17 protein-coding genes are annotated in these 17,644 nt (G+C 64.3%); 11 read left to right on the top strand and 6 right to left on the bottom strand.

All coding sequences use genetic code 11. The features are described from left to right. Positions 1-4 precede the first annotated feature (4 nt). The 6 genes from QYL91_RS00770 to QYL91_RS00745 all read left to right on the top strand — a co-directional run bounded on the left by QYL91_RS00770 (position 5) and on the right by QYL91_RS00745 (position 4,225). Positions 5-604, top strand: a complete 600-nt coding sequence (locus tag QYL91_RS00770) for an alpha/beta hydrolase (protein WP_302081483.1) — start codon at positions 5-7, stop codon at positions 602-604. A gap of 231 nt (positions 605-835) precedes the next feature. Further along, positions 836-1,006: a hypothetical protein gene (locus QYL91_RS00765; RefSeq protein WP_302081482.1), complete on the top strand. Its 171-nt coding sequence runs from the start codon at positions 836-838 to the stop codon at positions 1,004-1,006. A 13-nt stretch (positions 1,007-1,019) separates the two neighbouring features. Continuing rightward, a complete protein-coding gene (locus tag QYL91_RS00760; RefSeq protein WP_302081481.1) occupies positions 1,020-1,154 on the top strand; it encodes a hypothetical protein in 135 nt (44 codons plus the stop codon). 118 nt (positions 1,155-1,272) lie between these two features. Continuing rightward, positions 1,273-2,925 carry a CTP synthase gene (locus tag QYL91_RS00755; RefSeq protein ID WP_302081480.1) on the top strand — a complete coding sequence of 551 codons (1,653 nt, stop codon included), beginning with the start codon at positions 1,273-1,275 and terminating at the stop codon, positions 2,923-2,925. Continuing rightward, on the top strand, positions 2,925-3,842 hold the full coding sequence (gene guaA, locus QYL91_RS00750; RefSeq protein WP_302081479.1) for a glutamine-hydrolyzing GMP synthase: 918 nt from the start codon (positions 2,925-2,927) through the stop codon (positions 3,840-3,842). The genes QYL91_RS00755 and guaA overlap by 1 nt, the downstream gene beginning before the upstream one ends. A gap of 65 nt (positions 3,843-3,907) precedes the next feature. Continuing rightward, positions 3,908-4,225, top strand: a complete 318-nt coding sequence (locus QYL91_RS00745) for a DUF7126 family protein (protein WP_302081478.1) — start codon at positions 3,908-3,910, stop codon at positions 4,223-4,225. Positions 4,226-4,233: 8 nt separating this feature from the next. Here QYL91_RS00745 and QYL91_RS00740 read toward each other — a convergent pair whose 3' ends face one another. Then, positions 4,234-4,923 carry an MBL fold metallo-hydrolase gene (locus tag QYL91_RS00740; RefSeq protein WP_302081477.1) on the bottom strand — a complete coding sequence of 230 codons (690 nt, stop codon included), beginning with the start codon at positions 4,921-4,923 and terminating at the stop codon, positions 4,234-4,236. Between the two features lie 52 nt (positions 4,924-4,975). After that, entirely contained in the window at positions 4,976-6,325 is a 1,350-nt protein-coding gene (locus QYL91_RS00735; protein ID WP_302081476.1) for a cytochrome P450, read from the bottom strand. A 138-nt stretch (positions 6,326-6,463) separates the two neighbouring features. Between QYL91_RS00735 and QYL91_RS00730 the strand changes: the two genes are divergently transcribed. Next, a complete protein-coding gene (locus QYL91_RS00730; RefSeq protein WP_302081475.1) occupies positions 6,464-7,120 on the top strand; it encodes a lactate utilization protein in 657 nt (218 codons plus the stop codon). A 5-nt stretch (positions 7,121-7,125) separates the two neighbouring features. On the opposite strand, the gene QYL91_RS00725 is transcribed toward QYL91_RS00730, so the two are convergent. Beyond that, positions 7,126-7,860: a MogA/MoaB family molybdenum cofactor biosynthesis protein gene (locus QYL91_RS00725; RefSeq protein WP_302081474.1), complete on the bottom strand. Its 735-nt coding sequence runs from the start codon at positions 7,858-7,860 to the stop codon at positions 7,126-7,128. Positions 7,861-7,990: 130 nt separating this feature from the next. Between QYL91_RS00725 and QYL91_RS00720 the strand changes: the two genes are divergently transcribed. From QYL91_RS00720 to QYL91_RS00710, 3 genes are all read left to right on the top strand, one after another. Then, positions 7,991-9,040 carry a zinc-binding dehydrogenase gene (locus tag QYL91_RS00720; protein WP_302081473.1) on the top strand — a complete coding sequence of 350 codons (1,050 nt, stop codon included), beginning with the start codon at positions 7,991-7,993 and terminating at the stop codon, positions 9,038-9,040. Between the two features lie 80 nt (positions 9,041-9,120). Beyond that, positions 9,121-9,459 (top strand): DUF7977 family protein, encoded by a 339-nt coding sequence (locus QYL91_RS00715; RefSeq protein WP_302081472.1) that lies wholly within the window; start codon positions 9,121-9,123, stop codon positions 9,457-9,459. 74 nt (positions 9,460-9,533) lie between these two features. Beyond that, positions 9,534-11,240, top strand: a complete 1,707-nt coding sequence (locus QYL91_RS00710) for a sensor histidine kinase (RefSeq protein ID WP_302081471.1) — start codon at positions 9,534-9,536, stop codon at positions 11,238-11,240. Between the two features lie 41 nt (positions 11,241-11,281). Here the strand turns inward: QYL91_RS00710 and QYL91_RS00705 are convergent, their stop codons facing one another. After that, positions 11,282-11,836 carry an isopentenyl-diphosphate Delta-isomerase gene (locus QYL91_RS00705; protein ID WP_302081470.1) on the bottom strand — a complete coding sequence of 185 codons (555 nt, stop codon included), beginning with the start codon at positions 11,834-11,836 and terminating at the stop codon, positions 11,282-11,284. Between the two features lie 67 nt (positions 11,837-11,903). Then, positions 11,904-12,317, bottom strand: a complete 414-nt coding sequence (locus QYL91_RS00700) for an Lrp/AsnC family transcriptional regulator (RefSeq protein ID WP_302081469.1) — start codon at positions 12,315-12,317, stop codon at positions 11,904-11,906. Positions 12,318-12,419: 102 nt separating this feature from the next. On the opposite strand from QYL91_RS00700, the gene carA reads away from it, so the two are divergent. Further along, positions 12,420-13,466 (top strand): glutamine-hydrolyzing carbamoyl-phosphate synthase small subunit, encoded by a 1,047-nt coding sequence (gene carA, locus QYL91_RS00695; protein WP_302081468.1) that lies wholly within the window; start codon positions 12,420-12,422, stop codon positions 13,464-13,466. A 243-nt stretch (positions 13,467-13,709) separates the two neighbouring features. On the opposite strand, the gene carB is transcribed toward carA, so the two are convergent. Further along, positions 13,710-17,510: a carbamoyl-phosphate synthase large subunit gene (gene carB, locus QYL91_RS00690; RefSeq protein ID WP_417750570.1), complete on the bottom strand. Its 3,801-nt coding sequence runs from the start codon at positions 17,508-17,510 to the stop codon at positions 13,710-13,712. Positions 17,511-17,644: the final 134 nt, after the last annotated feature.

Genomic DNA, 17,644 nt, shown 5'->3' with positions numbered 1-17,644 from the left:
GGGTATGTCCGAGACGCTCCGGCTCCCCGGCCCGCGGGACGTGCGCGCGACCGTCTCACGAACCGATACCGAGGCCGCTGTCGTCGCCTGTCCGCCCCACCCCCAGATGGGCGGCGACCGCCGTGACGGGCGACTGCGCGCCGTCAGCGACGCGCTCGACGACCGCGCGATTGCCTGCCTGCGTTTCGACTACGGCCCGTGGGACGAGGGGCAGGCGGAGGTGACCGACGCGCGGAGCGCGCTCGCGTGGGCCCGCGAGAACTTCCAGACGGTCGGGCTGTTCGGATACAGTTTCGGCGGGGCCGTCGCACTCCGGGCGGCCACACAGGAGAGTCAGTCGGACTCTGCACCGGCGGCACTCTCCCTGCTTGCCCCCGCAAACAGCCTCGCCGGCGACTCGGTCGTCGACGCCGTCGATGCTGTCCCCTGTCCGGTCCAGGTCCTCTACGGCGAGCGCGACGACACCGTCGATTCTGTCCCCGTCGCCCAGCGCGCTCGCGAGCGGGGCCACACCGTCGAGGCGCTGTCGGCAGACCACTTTTTCGTCGGCCAGCAGGCTCGTGTCGCCGAATCGGTGGCGACCTTTTTCGCCGACTCGATGTAGTCGGTCCTGACGAGCGAACCGCTGGCGCTCCGCCGATACGGCCAGTACTCGACGCTCGTCCACTCGCCGCTCCAATCGAGGGGCCGGACTGGGCGAACCGACAATTCTGACGAGAAATACAGACGAACGACCATCTCTTCCTCAATACATTGCACAATATAGTAGTATATTAGGACTATCTAGCACATACACACAGAAGTTTTTAGTAAAGGCGACCAATTGGTGTAGTTGATGAGCGTAAACGACTCAGCCGTCGAATCTGCATCGGCAACCGAGAGCACCGACTCGCCGAGCCTCCGCTGTGCAAGCTACATGGGGTGTCGCTTCTGTGAGGAGGGGTCGCTGGTGTTCGACGCGGAGATTGGCAAGTCCCGCTGTCGCACCTGTGGCAAGATAGACTGACGACCAGATATCAATGAGCATCAAACAGCAGATTCGAAGCCGTATCGGCCGCGACCCCGACTTCGAGTGTGTCGGCTGTGGACTCACGTTCGAGGAAGAGCGGCTGAACTGTCCGACGTGTGGCTGGTGTATCCGCCAGGCAAAGTAAGTCCAGCCCGACCGTCGGTCCTGCTCGGTCCCCGAACAGTCCCCGCTGGGGCGGTCGCCACCGTGGCGAATCCTGGTCGGTTCGAAACGGTTTTGAGGCCTGCCAGCACACGGTCGATATGCCGACAGAATCCGAGACGGGCTACGATCCGAGCCTGGGACGGAAGTTCCTTTTCGTAACGGGCGGTGTGATGTCCGGACTGGGCAAAGGTATCACTGCTGCGAGTACCGGTCGCCTGCTGGCCAACGCCGGCTTCGACGTGACCGCGGTCAAGATTGACCCCTATCTCAACGTTGACGCCGGGACGATGAACCCCTTCCAGCACGGCGAGGTCTACGTTCTCAAAGACGGTGGCGAGGTCGACCTCGACCTGGGGAACTACGAGCGGTTCCTCGACATCGACATGACCTTCGACCACAACGTCACCACGGGCAAGGTCTACCAGGAGGTCATCGAGGCCGAGCGCGCGGGCGACTACCTGGGCAAGACCGTCCAGATTATCCCGCACATCACCGACGAAATCAAACGGCACGTCCGGGAGGCCGCCGAAGACACCGACGTCTGCATCGTCGAAGTCGGTGGCACCGTCGGGGACATCGAGGGGATGCCCTACCTCGAAGCGCTCCGCCAGTTCGCCCACGAGGAAGACGAGGAAGACATTCTCTTTACGCACGTCACGCTCGTCCCCTACTCGAAAAACGGCGAACAGAAGACCAAGCCGACCCAGCACAGCGTCAAGGAACTGCGCTCTATCGGGCTCCAGCCCGACGTGCTGGTCGGCCGCTGTGAGGACCCCCTCGACCCCGAGACCCGCGAGAAGATTGCGCTGTTCTGTGACGTCCCCGAAGATGCCGTCTTCTCGAATCCCGACGTGGACGACATCTACAAAGTCCCGCTGGTCGTCGAAGACGAGGGCCTCGACGACTTCGTGATGGACCACTTCGACATCGCCGACGAGGCACTCCCCGAACCCGAGCGCGACACGACCTGGCGCGAGACCGTCACCCAGGACAAAGAGGGGTCGGTGAAAGTCGCCCTCGTGGGCAAGTACGGACTGGAGGACGCCTACATCTCGATTCACGAGTCGCTGAAACACGCCGGCCTCGAAAAGCAAGTCGAGGTCGAGCGCAAGTGGATAAACTCGGAGAACCTCGCGGACGGCGTCGACAGCCAACTCGACGACGTCGATGGGGTCATCGTCCCCGGTGGCTTTGGCTCCCGCGGAACCGAAGGGAAAATCGAAGCTATCCGGTACTGCCGGCAAAACGATGTGCCCTTCCTCGGGCTCTGTCTGGGCTTCCAGATGGCCGTCGTCGAGTACGCTCGGAACGTGCTCGACCTCGACGGTGCCCACTCCGCGGAACTGGACGAGTCGACACCGCACCCGGTCATCGACCTCCTGCCCGAACAAAAGGAGATGGACGATATGGGCGGGACGATGCGCCTTGGCGCACACGTCACCGAAATCGAATCGGGCACGCTGGCCCACGACCTCTACGACAGCGACTCCTGTACCGAGCGCCACCGTCACCGCTACGAGGTCAACCCCGAGTACATCGACGACCTCAAGGCCGCCGGGATGACCTTCTCGGGCACCTCCGGCAACCGGATGGAGATTCTGGAACTGGCCGACCACCCGTACTTCTTCGGGACGCAGTTCCATCCCGAGTTCCGCTCGCGACCGACACGTGCGAGCCCGCCCTTCGTGGGCTTTCTCGACGGTATCCTCTCGACACAGGACGAACTCGCCGTCGCAGGAGGTGACCACTGATGGTCGACGTCGACTCCTTTATTGCCGACGCTCGTGAGGAAATCGCTGAAGAAATCGGTGACGCAAACGCCGTCATCGCGCTCTCGGGCGGTGTCGACTCCTCGACGGCCGCCGCGCTGGCCTACGACGCCATCGGCGACCAGCTCACGCCCGTCTACGTCGACACCGGCCTGATGCGCAAGGGCGAAACCGACCAGATTCGGGAGACCTTCGCGTACATGGACTCGCTGCAAATCATCGACGCGAAAGACCGCTTCCTCGATGCCCTCGAAGGTATCACCGACCCCGAGGAGAAGCGCCACGCCATCGGCGAGCAGTTCATCCGGGAGTTCGAGACGGTCGCCCGTGAGGTCGACGCCGACTACCTCGTCCAGGGGACCATCTACCCCGACCGCATCGAATCTGAAGGGACGATAAAGAGCCACCACAACGTCGGCGGCCTCCCCGAAGTCGTGGACTTCGAGGGCATCGTCGAACCGATGCGCGACCTCTACAAGGACGAAGTCCGGGAAGTCGCGCGGGAACTCGACCTGGACGAAATCGTCGCCGAGCGGATGCCTTTCCCCGGTCCGGGGCTCGCAGTGCGCATCCTCGGTGAGGTCACCGAGGAGAAACTCGGCGTCGCACGCGAGGCAAACCACGTCGTCGAGGAGGAACTGATAGAGCACGAACCGTGGCAGGCACTCGCCGCCGTCATCGGGAAGGCAACGGGCGTCAAAGGCGACAACCGCGTTCACGGCTGGGTCGTCGCCGTCCGCTCGGTCGAATCGCGCGACGGCATGACCGCCCGCGCCCAGAACGTCGACTGGGACACGCTCCAGCGCATCCAGTCCCGGATTACCGGCGAAAACGAGAACGTCGCCCGCGTGCTCTACGACGTGACCCACAAGCCGCCGGCGACCATCGAGTACGAGTAACGCTGTCGGAGTCGCGCGGCCGCGGGTGACAAGACACAAGCCCCCGCGACACTACCGCCACATCAATGAACGTCATCGTCGCCGGCACTGACGACCACGACATCGCCGCCGCCATCGAATCTGAGGGCCACAGCGTCTCCCGCGTGGACATCGCCAACCGCCCCGCACTGGAGGAAGCGGGTACCCACGACGCGAGCGTCCTCGTGTTGACCGAAGTCGAACAGGCGACCGCGATTGCCGTCGCCAAGGACCTCAACGAGGACCTGAAGGTCGTCTTCTACAGCGAGGGCTCGCTCCCTGACTTTGCCTCCCGGCAGGCGGATATGCTGGTCGACCCGGCGCTTCTCGACGCCGACGCGGTCGCCGAAGAACTGGATTCCTGACCGCGTCGTCACTCGGCGGCCGCGAGCGTGCCCGCGACTGCCGAGAGTTGGTCGCTTCCGCTCTCGACGAACGGCGTGCCGTGACCCTGACAGACGACATCGACCGCTGGTGCGCGTTCGACGTACGACTGGAGACTCGCCTCTGCTTCCTGGTGGTCGTAGTTGAGAAACCACGGTGGCACCCTGAACTCTCCGCCCCGTTCGCGGACGAGGTCACCGACCAGCGCCAGCGAGCGGGATTCGTCGACGAATGCCGTGTGGCCTGGTGTGTGGCCGGGCGTGTGGTAGACGTTGAACCCACCGACCGTGTCGCCGTCTTCGACTGGTTCGAGCGGGACCGCCGGCGCGTCACGGGTGATGTCGGTCACGCGCTGAAAGAGTCCCTTCCGGTTGTGCCAGACCGGGCGCTCGCGACGCGCGAGATACGGTTCGTCGTCGACGCCGATTGCGACCGGCGCGTCGAGTCCGCTGTCGACGAGTCCGTTCAGGCCGCCGACGTGGTCGAAATCGAAATGTGTCATCAAAACGCGGTCGACGGCCGAGAGCGACCCGACGACGCGTTCGATACCCGTCTGAATCTCGCTGGCGTGCCAGGGCATCCCTGTGTCCACCAGCGTCACCTCGCCGTCGTCGACTAGATAGGCGTTGACGCCCTGCAGGTCGAACCACCACACACCGTCGGCGAGTCGCGTCACCATACCCACGGTTGGGGTGGGAGCCACAAAAGTGGCGACACCTGCCAGTTTGGGACTACCGTTCGTGGACGGTCATCGGCATCCCGTCTTTCGGGTGCACCGTCAGCGACGGCCGGAACTCGAAGTGCCCGTCGCGAGCGTATTCGAGTTCGTACTGGCTTGCTGTTCGGGCGAGAATCAACTGCGCTTCCAGTTTCGCGAGGTGCTTGCCGATGCAGTGGCGCGGCCCGCCGCCGAAGGGGAAGTAGGCAAAGCGCGGGCGCTCCTGCTGGCGCTCTGTGGTCCAACGCTCGGGGTCGAACTGCGCTGGCTCGTCCCACCACCGCTCGGAGCGGTGGACCGCCCACTGTGGCAGCATGAGCGCCGACCCGGACTCGACCGGGTAGCCCGCAAGTTCCACGTCTGCCGTCGGCTCTCTGAAGATGGTGTACACGGGCGGATAGAGCCGCATCGCCTCGTCGATGACCCACTCGGTGTACTCGAACTGCCGGACGTCGTCCATCGTCGGGCGCCCGTCGACCACCGAGTCGACCTCCTCGTGGACCTTCTCGCGGGCACTCGGGTGTTCCGAGAGGAGATACCAGGTGTAGGTCAGGGTCAGCGCCGTCGTGTCGTGGCCGGCGAGCAACATCGTGACCACCTCGTCCCGGAGTTGCTCGGCGGACTGTTCGCCCCGCTCCTGGGCGCGCAACAGAATCGAGAGCATATCCATTGGCACGTCGGCACCCCGGTCGGCCTCCGGGTTGCCCTCGGTGCCGCGCCGTTCGGCGATGATGTCGTCGACGACCCCCTCCAGAGTCTCGAGTGCTTGCTGGTACTCCCGGTCGCCGGGCATCGGCACCCAGTTCGGGGTGGCAAAGCGGACCGGGTCGGGTTCGAACTGCGCGCCCAGGGGGTCGAGACTCCGGCGGACCGTCTCGATGCGCTCTTCGCTCAACTCCACGCCGAGCATCAGGTCCGCGATGACGTCGAGTGTCACCGCCGTCATCTCCTGTTCGACGTCGACGCGCTGGCCGTCGGCCCACCCCGACAGCATCGTGTCGGCGTGGTCGACGATGCGGTCCGCGAAGTTCGCCAGCCGCCCCATCGCGAAGGCGGGGTTGGTCAACTCGCGTTGCTTCTCCCACGTCTCCCCTTCGCTCAGGAGAAGCCCCTCGCCGAGCAGGTCCCCGAGCGCGTCGCTCTGGAAGTCCGGCTTCCGGAAGTTATCGGCCTCCGAGACCAGAACCCGCTCGATGTCGGTGGGGTTGGTGAGCATGTACGTCGGCAGGGTTCCGAGTTTGAACTCGACAATATCGCCGTACGCGCTCTCACAGGCGGAGAGAAACCGGAACGGGTCTTTCGCGTATCGGCGACTGCTACCAAAGAGCGGTTCACCGCGTGGACCGGGCGGAGACGCCGTCATTACCGGACTGCAGGGCTAAACAGGCATGAATGTTTGGCGGCCGAGAGGCGGTGGCACCGGTGTAACCACCTGACACCGGCGTCCGCGAGTGCTTATGCGTCTCTCGGTGCTACCTGCGGTCGAAGACCGACACCGCCTATGTCCCAACGAAAATCCGACTACGCCGACGACACAGACATCGACGCATCGCTCGACGAACTGCCGGACGAAACCCGTCTCGACGAGGCCGTCGCGAACCTCGAGGCCAACGGCTTTGAGGTCGTCGTCGTCGACACCGCCGAGGACGCGCTGGAGACGCTGCAATCGCACATCCCGGCCGGTGCGTCCGTGATGAACGGTCACTCGACGACGCTCGAAGAAATCGGCTTCGCCGAGTACCTGAGCGAGGGCGACCACGAGTGGGAGAGTCTCCCCGACGAAATCTGGAGCATCGACGATGACGAGCGCCGGCAGGCCGCCCGCCGCGAGGCACAGACGGCCGACTACTTCCTCGGTGGTATCAACGCCGTCGCGGCGACGGGCGAACTCGTCGCGGCCGACCGCTCGGGCAGCCGTATCGGTGCTTATCCCTTCGCCGCCAGCAACGTCGTCATCGTCAGCGGCGCGAACAAGGTCGTCCCGGACCTCGATGCCGCGCTCGACCGCCTCGAATCAGTCGCCTACCCGCTGGAAAACGAGCGCGCCAAGGAGGCCTACGGCGTCGAGAGCGAAATCGCCAAACAGCTCATCTTCCGACAGGAACTCGAAGAGGGACGGACCACCGTGGTCCTCGTCCGCGAGCAACTGGGCTACTAGCCGTCCTAACTTTTCTCCGACGGCTCTTCATCGCGTGCTTCTTCGGCGAGCGCCTCGGCCTCTTCGAGGACGATTTGTTCGACGCCCCGCCGCGCGCGTTCGGTATCACCCGGGAGACAGAACACCGGAACGCCGTCGACGATGCCGGCCGTCGCTCGCGTGCGAACGACCGCCGTTCCATCGAAGTCGTGGGAGAGTACGCGGTACAACTCTCCAAAGCCCGGGAGGTGTTTGTCGAACAGTGGTTCGACGGCGTCGATGGTCACGTCGTCGGGCGAGACGCCCGTCCCGCCGACGGTGACGATTGCCGAGACGTCTTTGCGACGAGCGAGTGTGCCGACCGTACTCTGGACGCTGTCGTACTCAGAGCCGATGAGCTCCCGGGTCGCGACGGCGTCGCCGGCGTGCTCGACGGCGTCGACGACCACCTCTCCGGTGGCGTCCTCCTCGACGGTTCGCTCGCTGCCGACCGTCACGACCGCGTAGGGAAGTGTTTCCGGGCCGAACGCCGCTGTCTCGTCCGCAGACGCGGCCGCTGCTGATTCGACCTCCGCCGATGCCGCTGTCGTCGCCTCTTCTGTCACGGTCTCTTCGTCCGTTTCTATCTCTTCTTCTGTCGTGGCCTCTTCGTCCGGTTTCGTCTCTTCTTCTGGCTCGGTCTCCGTGGTATCGTCGTCGTCCTCAGTCTCGTCCTCGTCCCCGTATCCCCTGCTCGTGTCCCGTGACTGGAAGTCGACCATACGCCGGAGTGGGGTCTCACGGGCTAAAAGTTCGACCCTGGCGCTCCGGAATCGTTCGTCGACTGTCGATGTACCGGCAGACGAACGTTGTACCACCATTGTTTTTTCAGGGCCGCTTGATTACTCGTGTATGAAAGCAGTCCAATTTTCGGAACACGGCCGCAGAGACGTGCTCGAATACGGCGACTTCGACGACCCGGATATCGACCGCGACGAGGTGCTCGTCGACGTCAAAGCCGGCGCGCTGAACCACCTCGACGTGTTCACACGGATGGGGCTGGGCGCGCTCCAGCGACTCGACCTGGAGATGCCCCACATCCCCGGCAGCGACGCCGCGGGTGTTGTCGAGGAAGTCGGCGACGACGTCGAGCGACTCGAACCCGGCGACCGTGTCGCGGTCTCTGCGGGACTGGCGTGTGGCCACTGTGAGTTCTGCCGGGACGGCGACCCGACCCTCTGTGAGGACTTCCAGATTCTCGGCGAACACGTCCGCGGCGTCCACAGCGAACTGGCGGCGGTGCCCGCCGAGAATCTCGTCCCGGTACCGGAGGGCGTCGACTGGGAGGTCGCGGCCGCGGCGCCGCTCGTCTTCCAGACGGCCTGGCGGATGCTCGTCACGCGTGCGGACCTCCAGCCCGGCGAGTCGATTCTCGTTCTCGGCGCCAGCGGTGGCGTCGGTCACGCCGCGGTCCAGATTGCCGATTACCTCGGTGCCGAGGTGTACGCCACCGCCAGTACCGACGAGAAACTCGAATACGCCGCGGACATCGGCGCGGACCACACTATCAACTACGACGAGAACGACTTCGCCGAGGCCATCGACGAGGCGACCGACGAGCGCGGCGTCGATGTGGTCGTCGACCACATCGGCAAGGCGACGTGGCAAGACTCTCTAGACAGTCTCGCGAAGGGCGGCCGCGTCGTCACCTGCGGTGCGACCACGGGCGGCGACCCCGAGACGGACATCAACAACATCTTCTGGAATCAACTGGAGATTTACGGCTCGACGATGGGCACGCCCGGCGAAGTCGACGACGTGCTCGAACTGGTCTGGGACGGCGAGTTCGAGCCCCGCATCCGGGAGACGCTGCCGATGAGCGAGGCCGACCGCGCCCACGAGATTATCGAGGAGCGGGAAGGCTTCGGGAAAGTCGTCGTCATCCCCGACAGCGAACTGTAGCGGGCAGCGCCCCACAGCAGGCGGTTCGTGTAGTTTTCGAGAACGACAGCGTTTTGCGACAGTGGCAGCGACATAGACCAATGACAGGCAACGGGGTGACGGCCTCGGATGCACCCGACGACGATGACGACAGCGAGAGCAGCGACGAGGGGTACGTCCACCAGCCCCGGTCCTCGCCGCCGACGCAGGCGCGACCGACCGACGGCAACTTCGGCTGGCACGGCTGGCTGCTCGTCGGCGTCATCGTCTTTGCCTTCCTCGTCGTTCCGATTGCCCTGCTCTATCTCCCGGAGGCCCAGTCGCTCGTGCGTTCGATTGGCCTGACACTCCGGGACGCCTATCTCGTCTTGCCGCTGATTCCTGCCTTCCTGCTCGGTGTGGTGGCCGTCTGGGCTGCCGTCCGCGCGCGCTCGTCATGAACAGCCACTCACAGGGCGACCACGCCGGGACTGGAATATTTAAACGAGTGTCCCGTTGGAGCGGGTGAGAGGCGATGGCAGAGCTGTTCTATCTCCCGATAGTGTTGCTCGCGGCCGTCGTCGGGATGGGCGTCGGCTTTTTTGCCTGGCTGCAGGGCGACCAGCCGGGCGCGCGACCGCTCACGATTCTCGTCGCCGCGGCGAGTTTCTGGGCCGTCGCGGAGGGGCTGGCCATCGCCACGGCGGGCGTCGGGTCCCTCCGGTTCTGGACGCAGGTCGGGTTTACCTTCTCGACTATCGTTCCGATCGCCTGGCTGGCCGTCGTCCTCGAGTACACCGGCCGTGAACAGTGGTTGAGCCGCTCCCGGCTCGGCCTGTTGCTGGTCGAACCCGCCGTGTTCGTCTTTCTCGTCTGGACAAACACCGGCCACGGGCTCGTCTGGACCGACGCCAGTCAGGTCGTCCTCGGGGAGTACACCACGCTCGTCCTCGAGTTTGGCCTGGCGTTCTGGGGCCATCAGGTCTACTCGTATCTGCTTGTCACCGCTGGCGCAGTCCTGCTCTTCCGGATGGTACTGGCATCGAACCAGCTCTATCGGAGTCAGAGCACTGCGCTTTTGTTCGCAATCACGATTTCGATGGCCGGGAACGCGCTGTACATCTTCGAGTTGCTTCCAGCCGGTATCGACCCCAGCGGACTCACGTACGTCCTGAGCGGGGTCGTCCTCGCCGGTGCGATGTTCCGTACCCGACTGCTCCAGATTGCACCGGCGGTTCGGGAACTCGGCCGGGAGGTGGTCCTGACCGAACTCGACGACTGTCTCTACATCCTCGACGAGGACGACCGCATCATCGAGACCAACCCGGCAGGCGAGCAACTCCTCGATGCGACCGAATCGTCGCATCTCGGTCAGTCGCTCGGGACCGCGCTGCCGTCGCTCGCCGACGCAATCGACTCCGGGCAGTCGCTGTTGCGATTCGACACCGGCGGGTCGGTCCGCTACTACGACATCCAGGTCTCCTCGATTTCGCGGGCCTACGGGACGCTCTCTGGTCGGCTGGTGAGCCTCCGCGAGGTGACCGACCAGCGCCGTCGCGAACAGCAACTGGACGTGCTCAATCGGCTCCTCCGGCACAACGTCCGCAACGAACTGAACGTCGTCCGCGGGAACGTCGACCTCGCACGCGACGATATCGAAGACGAACACACCCGCGCTCGCCTCCGGACCGCTATCCAGGCTCTCGATACGGTCGTCGAACGCAGTGAGAAGGTCGGCCGCCTCTCCCGGCTGTTCGACACCGACACCGACGGGACACTCGACCTCGCCGACCACCTCGCAGCCGACCTCGACCGAACCAGCCGGAACTATCCCGACGCCGACATCGACCTCGCCTTTCCTGCCCCTCTTCTCGTCGAGGCCGGCCCGACGCTGCCCGTCGCCTTCGAGGAACTCGTCGTCAACGCCATCGAACACAACGACAGTGACACTCCTCGGGTCGCCCTCGCAGTCGACGAGCGCGCCAGCGACGATGCCACTGTCGTCGTCACCGTCAGCGACAACGGCCCGGGAATCGAGGAACAGGAGTATCGAGCGCTCGCGGAGGGCCGGGAAACACCGCTGGAACACGCAAGCGGCGTCGGGCTGTGGCTGGCAAACTGGGTCGTCGAGCACAACGGCGGCTCCCTTTCCTTCCAGACGACGCCGGCGGGCACGACCGTCAGCGTCCGTCTCCCGCGCGCCCAGAGCGAGGCTGGTCAGACGGCTGACGCACGCGAGTAGAACAGGCCACAGACTGCCCGCGAGCTCGAAAAAAGAAGTCGCTACTCGAAGTCGCGCCGCATCGCAATCTCGAACCAGGGGCAGAGTCGGAGCTGGCGGTACCACTTGGGATTGTGGTACAGCCGCTCGTAGGGAACCCACATGACGCCGCCGACTTCTTCGGGGTCCGGTTCGAGCCGGGTGTCAGAAAGGGTGGCCTTCAGCACGGCACAGACTTCGTGTTCGACACCGGCGTTCTCGTAGTAGCGTTTGTACTCGAAGCGGTCGGTGACCTCCATGTCGTCGTACTGGTCGGGCGTGATGCCGAGTTCCTCCTCCAGTCGCTCGGTGGCCGCTTCGATTTGGGTCTGGCCCTCGACGGGGTGGGAGGCGACGGTGCCGTCCCAGTGGGTGTCCCACAGGCGCTTGCCGGGGCTGCGCTGTGCCAGCAGAATGTGGCCGCCCTCGTCGAACAACAGTGTGGTGAAAGCCCGGTGGCGGATGCCTTCGCCCGTGTGGGCGTCCAGCCGGTTGACCAGACCCTGTTCGTTGTCGTCGGCGTCGACGGCGATAACGTCCTGTCCTGCGTTCTCGTGGACTTCGTCGTCCGCACTCATTACTCGTCACAACGGTGACCCTATTCAAACCGGCTTCGATTGTCGGCGGTGGTCACGCCGCTGTCGATTACCCGAGCCACTCGTCGAGGATTAACCTCGTCTTCGTCGACTCCACCTCTTGCAACTCCCGGGCCTGCGTGATGAGGTCGTTCAGACTCGACGTGTCGGCGGCGTCGATGACGAGCACGATGTCCTCCTCGCCGGAGACGTGCCAGACGAAATCGACCTCGTCCCAGCTGGCCAGGCGGTCTGTCAGCCCCTCCGTCTTGGCGTTGACGTCGATTCCGATTTCGACCATCGCCTTGACGTTGCCCGTCTGCGTGGAGACGGTAAACCGCTCGATGACGCCGTCATCGATGAGCTGGTCGACGCGGTTGCGTACGGTACCCTCCGAGGTCCCGATGCGGTCTGCAATCTCCGTATACGGCGTTCTGGCGTCCCGGCGCAACACGTCCAGTATCTGCCGGTCGAGGTCGTCCATCGAGATATGTGCCTTCGTCGGGTCCACACTTCAACGCTACGAATTTCGTAACTCACCTTCGAAAGCAACCCTTATCAACGGACATTTCGTACGTATCTCGTAATGACAGACGCCTACGTCGCTATCGAGGGTGAACGCATCATCGAGGCGCGCGCTCGCTCGCCAGGAATCGCGCGCGGTGAAATCGTCTTCACGACAGCCTACACGGGCTACGAGGAGAGTCTCACCGACCCCAGCTATGCCGAACAGGTTCTGACCTTCTCCTATCCGCTCATCGGCAACTACGGCGTCCGAGAGGAGCGCTTCGAGTCCGACCAGGTCCAGCCCAACGCCGTCGTCGCCCGCGAACTCACCGACGACGTGGCCGAGTGGCTCGAATCCGAAGGTGTACCCGCCGTCGACCACCTCGACTCCCGCGACATCGTCACCGAAATCCGCGACGAGGGCGCGATGAAGTGTGGTATCGCCGCTGGCCCCGACGCCACCGAGGAGGACGCAATCGCCGAACTTCACGAGTGCAAGCACATGTCCGACCACGTCGACATCGGCAAACAGGTCTCCGTCGACGAACACACCGTCAGCAACGAGGACGGCGACGGCAAGACGGTCGCGCTGGTCGACTGCGGTGCGAAGGGCTCGATTGCATCATCGCTGGTCGAGCGCGACGCCGTCGTCCACCAACTGCCCTACGATGCCACCGAAGACGACATCGAGGCTATCGACCCGGACCTCCTCTTTATCTCCAACGGTCCCGGCGACCCCGAGAACTTCGAGCAGGCCGGCGCCATCGTCGAAGAGTACGTCGGCGAGGTACCACTCGCAGGGATCTGTCTCGGCCAGCAGGTCGTCGCCAACGCGCTGGGCGGGCGAACCACGAAAATGGAGTTCGGTCACCGCGGCGTCAACCAGCCGGTGCGTGACCTGCGGACCGACCGCGTCGTGATGACGACACAGAACCACGGCTACACCGTCGCAGACCCCGGTGACAAACTCGACATCACGCAGGTCAACGTCAACGACGACACGCCCGAAGGACTGGAAAACGACGAACTGGGCATCATCACCCGCCAGTACCACCCCGAAGCCAACCCCGGGCCGAACGACTCGCTCGACTTCTTCGACGACGTGCTCGCGCTGGCCGAAGAGTAAGTAACTCGGCGCGTTTTCCGCCTGACTGATTCACAAACTATCTTTCTGGCAGCCTGTGGCGTTCTCAGAATCCGGGTCTCGAAGCGCAAACGACGAAGAGTCAGGAAACCAGCGGCGAGGTCGACGAGATGAACGCACTCGACGTCCAGAGCGAACTCTGACTGTCGCCGGTTTCGGTTGTATCGACGCGTCGTGAAAAAATCGGTCCGTTAGTACGGTCGCCGGACTGTCGCCGACGGACGCCTACTGGCCCGATTCGCGGCGTTCGACGACGTCTTCGGCCCACTCGATAGCGTCGTCGAGCACTTCGTCGGGGCTGTCCTCGAACTCGAACGACCGGATGTGGTCGGCGTCCTCTGCCTCGTGGCCGCCAAGCAGGTGGGTCTCCTGGCGTTCGACGTCGGCCGGGACCAGACGGGCGAGGATGTCGTTGTGTGCTTTCGCCGTCTCGACTTCCGTCAGGCGCGTCGACGGGTCGCGGTCGACGAGGATGGAGAACTTCGAGAGCATCATGTACGTCGCGGTGGTGTCGTCGCCCTCGCCGGGCAGGGCCGCAGCGACGTTGGCGTTGTACCCGAAGTCGTCCAGGCGTGCTTCGAGCCCTGCGAGTTCGTCGTCCGGGGCAGAGCCAAGCAGGAGCACGGAACTGTCGATGGTTCCGAGGACGGTGTCGAGTGCCGCAACCACGTCTTCGCTTTCTTCGCCGGCAAGTGCGTCGAGGTAGCCCTCGCTCGCGATGTCGCGCAGCGTCGCAATCTGGCTGCGGAGGTCTTCGCGTTCCTTGGGCTGGCCCCAGTACTCCTGGAGTTTCGGACGGTCGCCGACCGACTCCACGTCGAGTGGCTCGTCGGAGTGACGGATAGCCTCCAGTGCGGCCTGGGCGCTCTCGATGGTCGAGAAGTAGGTAATGCTCTCCTCGACGCAGACTTCGAGAACGTCGCGGTTCCGCGAGAGTACGAGGTCGATATCGCCCGCGTGAAGCGCTTCCTTGATGGCCGCTTCGTCCTCGTAGTCGTCCAGCGTCTGGACGTCGAAGAACTCCTCGAAGCCGGCGACGGGCATATCGACGATGGCGGTTCCGTCCAGCGGAATCGCCTTGCCGACGCTCATCTGGGCTTTCTGGTAGGCCTTGCCAAAGGAGTCGGCCGTGCCCATCACTTCGCCGGTGGATTTCATCTCCGGACCGAGACGCGGGTCCGACCCCGGCAGGCGGTCGAACGGCAGGACGACTTCCTTCACGCTGACCTGCTCGGGAATCTGCTCTTCGTAGTCCAGCTCTTCGAGCGTGGCGCCCGCCATGACCTTCGCGGCCACTTTGGCAATCGGAACGCCCGTCGCCTTCGAGACGAACGGTACCGTTCGCGAGGAGCGTGGGTTCGCCTCCAGGACGAACACTTCGCCGTCACGGACAGCGAGTTGGACGTTCAGCAGACCGACGGTGTCGAGTGCGGTCGCGATGTCCTCGACGACTTCGCGCACGCGGCGGTTCACGTCACGGCCGAGCGAGCGTGGCGGAATCATACACGCCGAGTCCCCGGAGTGGACCCCGGCAGTTTCGATGTGTTCCATCACGCCGCCGATGAGGACGTTCTCGCCGTCCGAAACGGCGTCGACGTCCAGTTCCACGGCGTCGGCGAGGAACTCGTCGACGAGAATCGGCTTGTCCGGACTCACGCGGACGGCCTCCTCGATGTAGGTCTTCAGGTCGTCGTCGTTGTAGACGACTTCCATCGCACGCCCACCGAGGACGTAGGACGGACGGACGAGCACGGGATAGCCGATGTCGTGGGCGAGTTCGAGGGCTTCCGCCTCGCTGGTGGCAGTGCCACCCTCGGCCTGGGAGATACCGAGTTCGTCCATCAGTTTGTTGAACCGGTTGCGGTCCTCCGCGAGGTCCATCGCGTCGACGGAGGTTCCCATAATCTCACAGTCGAGGTCACGGCGCGCCAGTTCCGTCTCCAGTGGGTCGCCCACGTCGACGGAGGTCTGCCCACCGAACTGGACCATCACGCCGTCGGCGTTGACCGACTCGACGACGTCTGCGACCTCCTCGGCGGTAACCGGCTCGAAGAAGAGGCCGTCGGAGGTGTCGTAGTCAGTCGAGACCGTTTCGGGGTTGTTGTTGATGACGTGTGCGTCGATGCCCATCTCCTGGAGGGCGTTGACGGCGTGGACCGAACAGTAGTCGAACTCCACGCCCTGCCCGATGCGGATGGGACCACCGCCGACGACGACGACGCTCTCGATGTCGCGGTCGACGCGGAGTTCGTCGCGGTGCAACTCCGAAACGGGGTCACGCGTAGAGTAGTAGTACGGCGTCGTCGCGGCGAACTCGCCGGCACAGGTGTCGACCAGTTTGAAGTCGCGGTCGACCGTCGCCTCGTCGACAGTGTCGACGGTTGCCGCGGTGCCACCGTCGGACCGAGGCTCCGAGGACGCGTCCGTCGCCTCGCTCTCGACGCCACCGTCGGTCTGTGGCGGTACTTCGTCGCCCTCGACTGCGCCGCGTTCGTCGAGCAGGCGGTCCGGGAGCCAGGAGGCGTGGGTGTCGTCGAAGTCGCCACCGGCCAGTGCGGTGATTTCGTGGTCGGTAAAGCCACTGGAGGCGGCCGTCTCGAAGTCACCCTCTGCGGCGGCGACGGCGGCGTCGGCGATGCGCTCGTAGCGTTCGAGGTACCACTCCCGAATCTCGGTGAGGTCGTTGATTTCCTCGACGGTGTAGCCGCGTTCGAACGCCTCGAAGATGGCGTACGGGCGGTCAGGTGTCGGGCGTTCGAGCCACTGGTCTTCGAGTTCGTCGTCGTCGACCTCCGACCAGTCGACGGCCGGGTCGTATTCGGAGCTTCTGAGCGCCTTCAGCAGTGACTCCTCGAAGGTCCGGCCGATGGCCATCGCCTCGCCGGTCGATTTCATCGCCGGCCCGAGTTCGAACTCCACGTCGCGGAACTTGTCTTTGGGCCAGCGGGGCACCTTCGTCACGATGTAGTCGATTGCCGGCTCGAAGGCGGCGGTGGTCTGGCCGGTAATCTCGTTTTCGATCTCGTGGAGGCGCTTGCCGAGTGCCACCTTCGCGGTGACACGGGCAATCGGGTAGCCAGTCGCCTTCGAGGCCAGCGCGGACGACCGGGAGACGCGGGGGTTGACCTCGACGACGCGGTACTGGCCGCCGGGTGTGCCGTCGTCGCGCCACGCGAACTGGATGTTACAGCCACCCTGGATGCCCAGTTCACGAATCACCTTCAGCGCGGTGTCGCGCATCTCCTGGTGGCCCTCGTCGGGGATGACCTGACTTGGGGTGACGACGACGGATTCGCCGGTGTGAATCCCCATCGGGTCCAGGTTCTCCATGTTACAGATGATGATACAGGAATCGTCGGCGTCCCGCATGACCTCGTACTCCAGTTCGATCCAGCCGTCGATGGACTCGGTAATCATCACGCGGTTGTCCCGGGAGAGGTTCAGTCCCTTCCGGACGGCCTCGGTGAGTTCGTCCATGTCGTCGATGACGCCCGACCCGGCACCGCCGAGCGTGTAGGTCGTCCGCATGATGACCGGAAGGCCGCCGACCTGCTCGACGGCGTCCTCGATATCGTCCATGCTCTCGATGGTGACGGATTCGGGGACCGGCTCGTCGATAGACTCCATGCGCTGGCGGAACTGGTCGCGGTCCTCCGTCGCGTAGATGGTGTCCAGTGGCGTCCCCATCACGTCCACGTCGTACTCGTCGAGGACGCCCTCTTCGGCGAGTTCGGCAGTGACGTTCAGACCGGTCTGGCCACCGAGGCCGGCAATCACGCCGTCGGGGTTTTCCTTCCGGATAATCTCGCTGATGGCTTCGGTGTTGATGGGTTCGATGTACACCTCGTCGGCCATCTCCGGGTCGGTCATGATAGTCGCCGGGTTGGAATTGACCAGCACGACTCGGGCACCCTCTTCCTGGAGCGCGCGACACGCCTGCGCGCCGGAGTAGTCGAATTCGGCCGCCTGGCCTATCTGTATCGGTCCACTCCCGATAAGCAGTATCGTCCGGTCTTCGTCCTTCATTACCCGGTCGAAGCCGGCACATCGTAATAAGCCCGGCGATAGAGTACGAAACTCGTAACCGAATTTCGAATATCGTATTGAGCCTACGTACCACGGGGTGGCCTGCCACGACACGGTCTCGACACCGGCAGGAG

Source organism: Salinibaculum rarum (assembly GCF_030505615.1).
GTDB lineage: Archaea > Halobacteriota > Halobacteria > Halobacteriales > Haloarculaceae > Salinibaculum > Salinibaculum rarum.
This window is presented reverse-complemented; position numbering and strand designations above follow the sequence as displayed.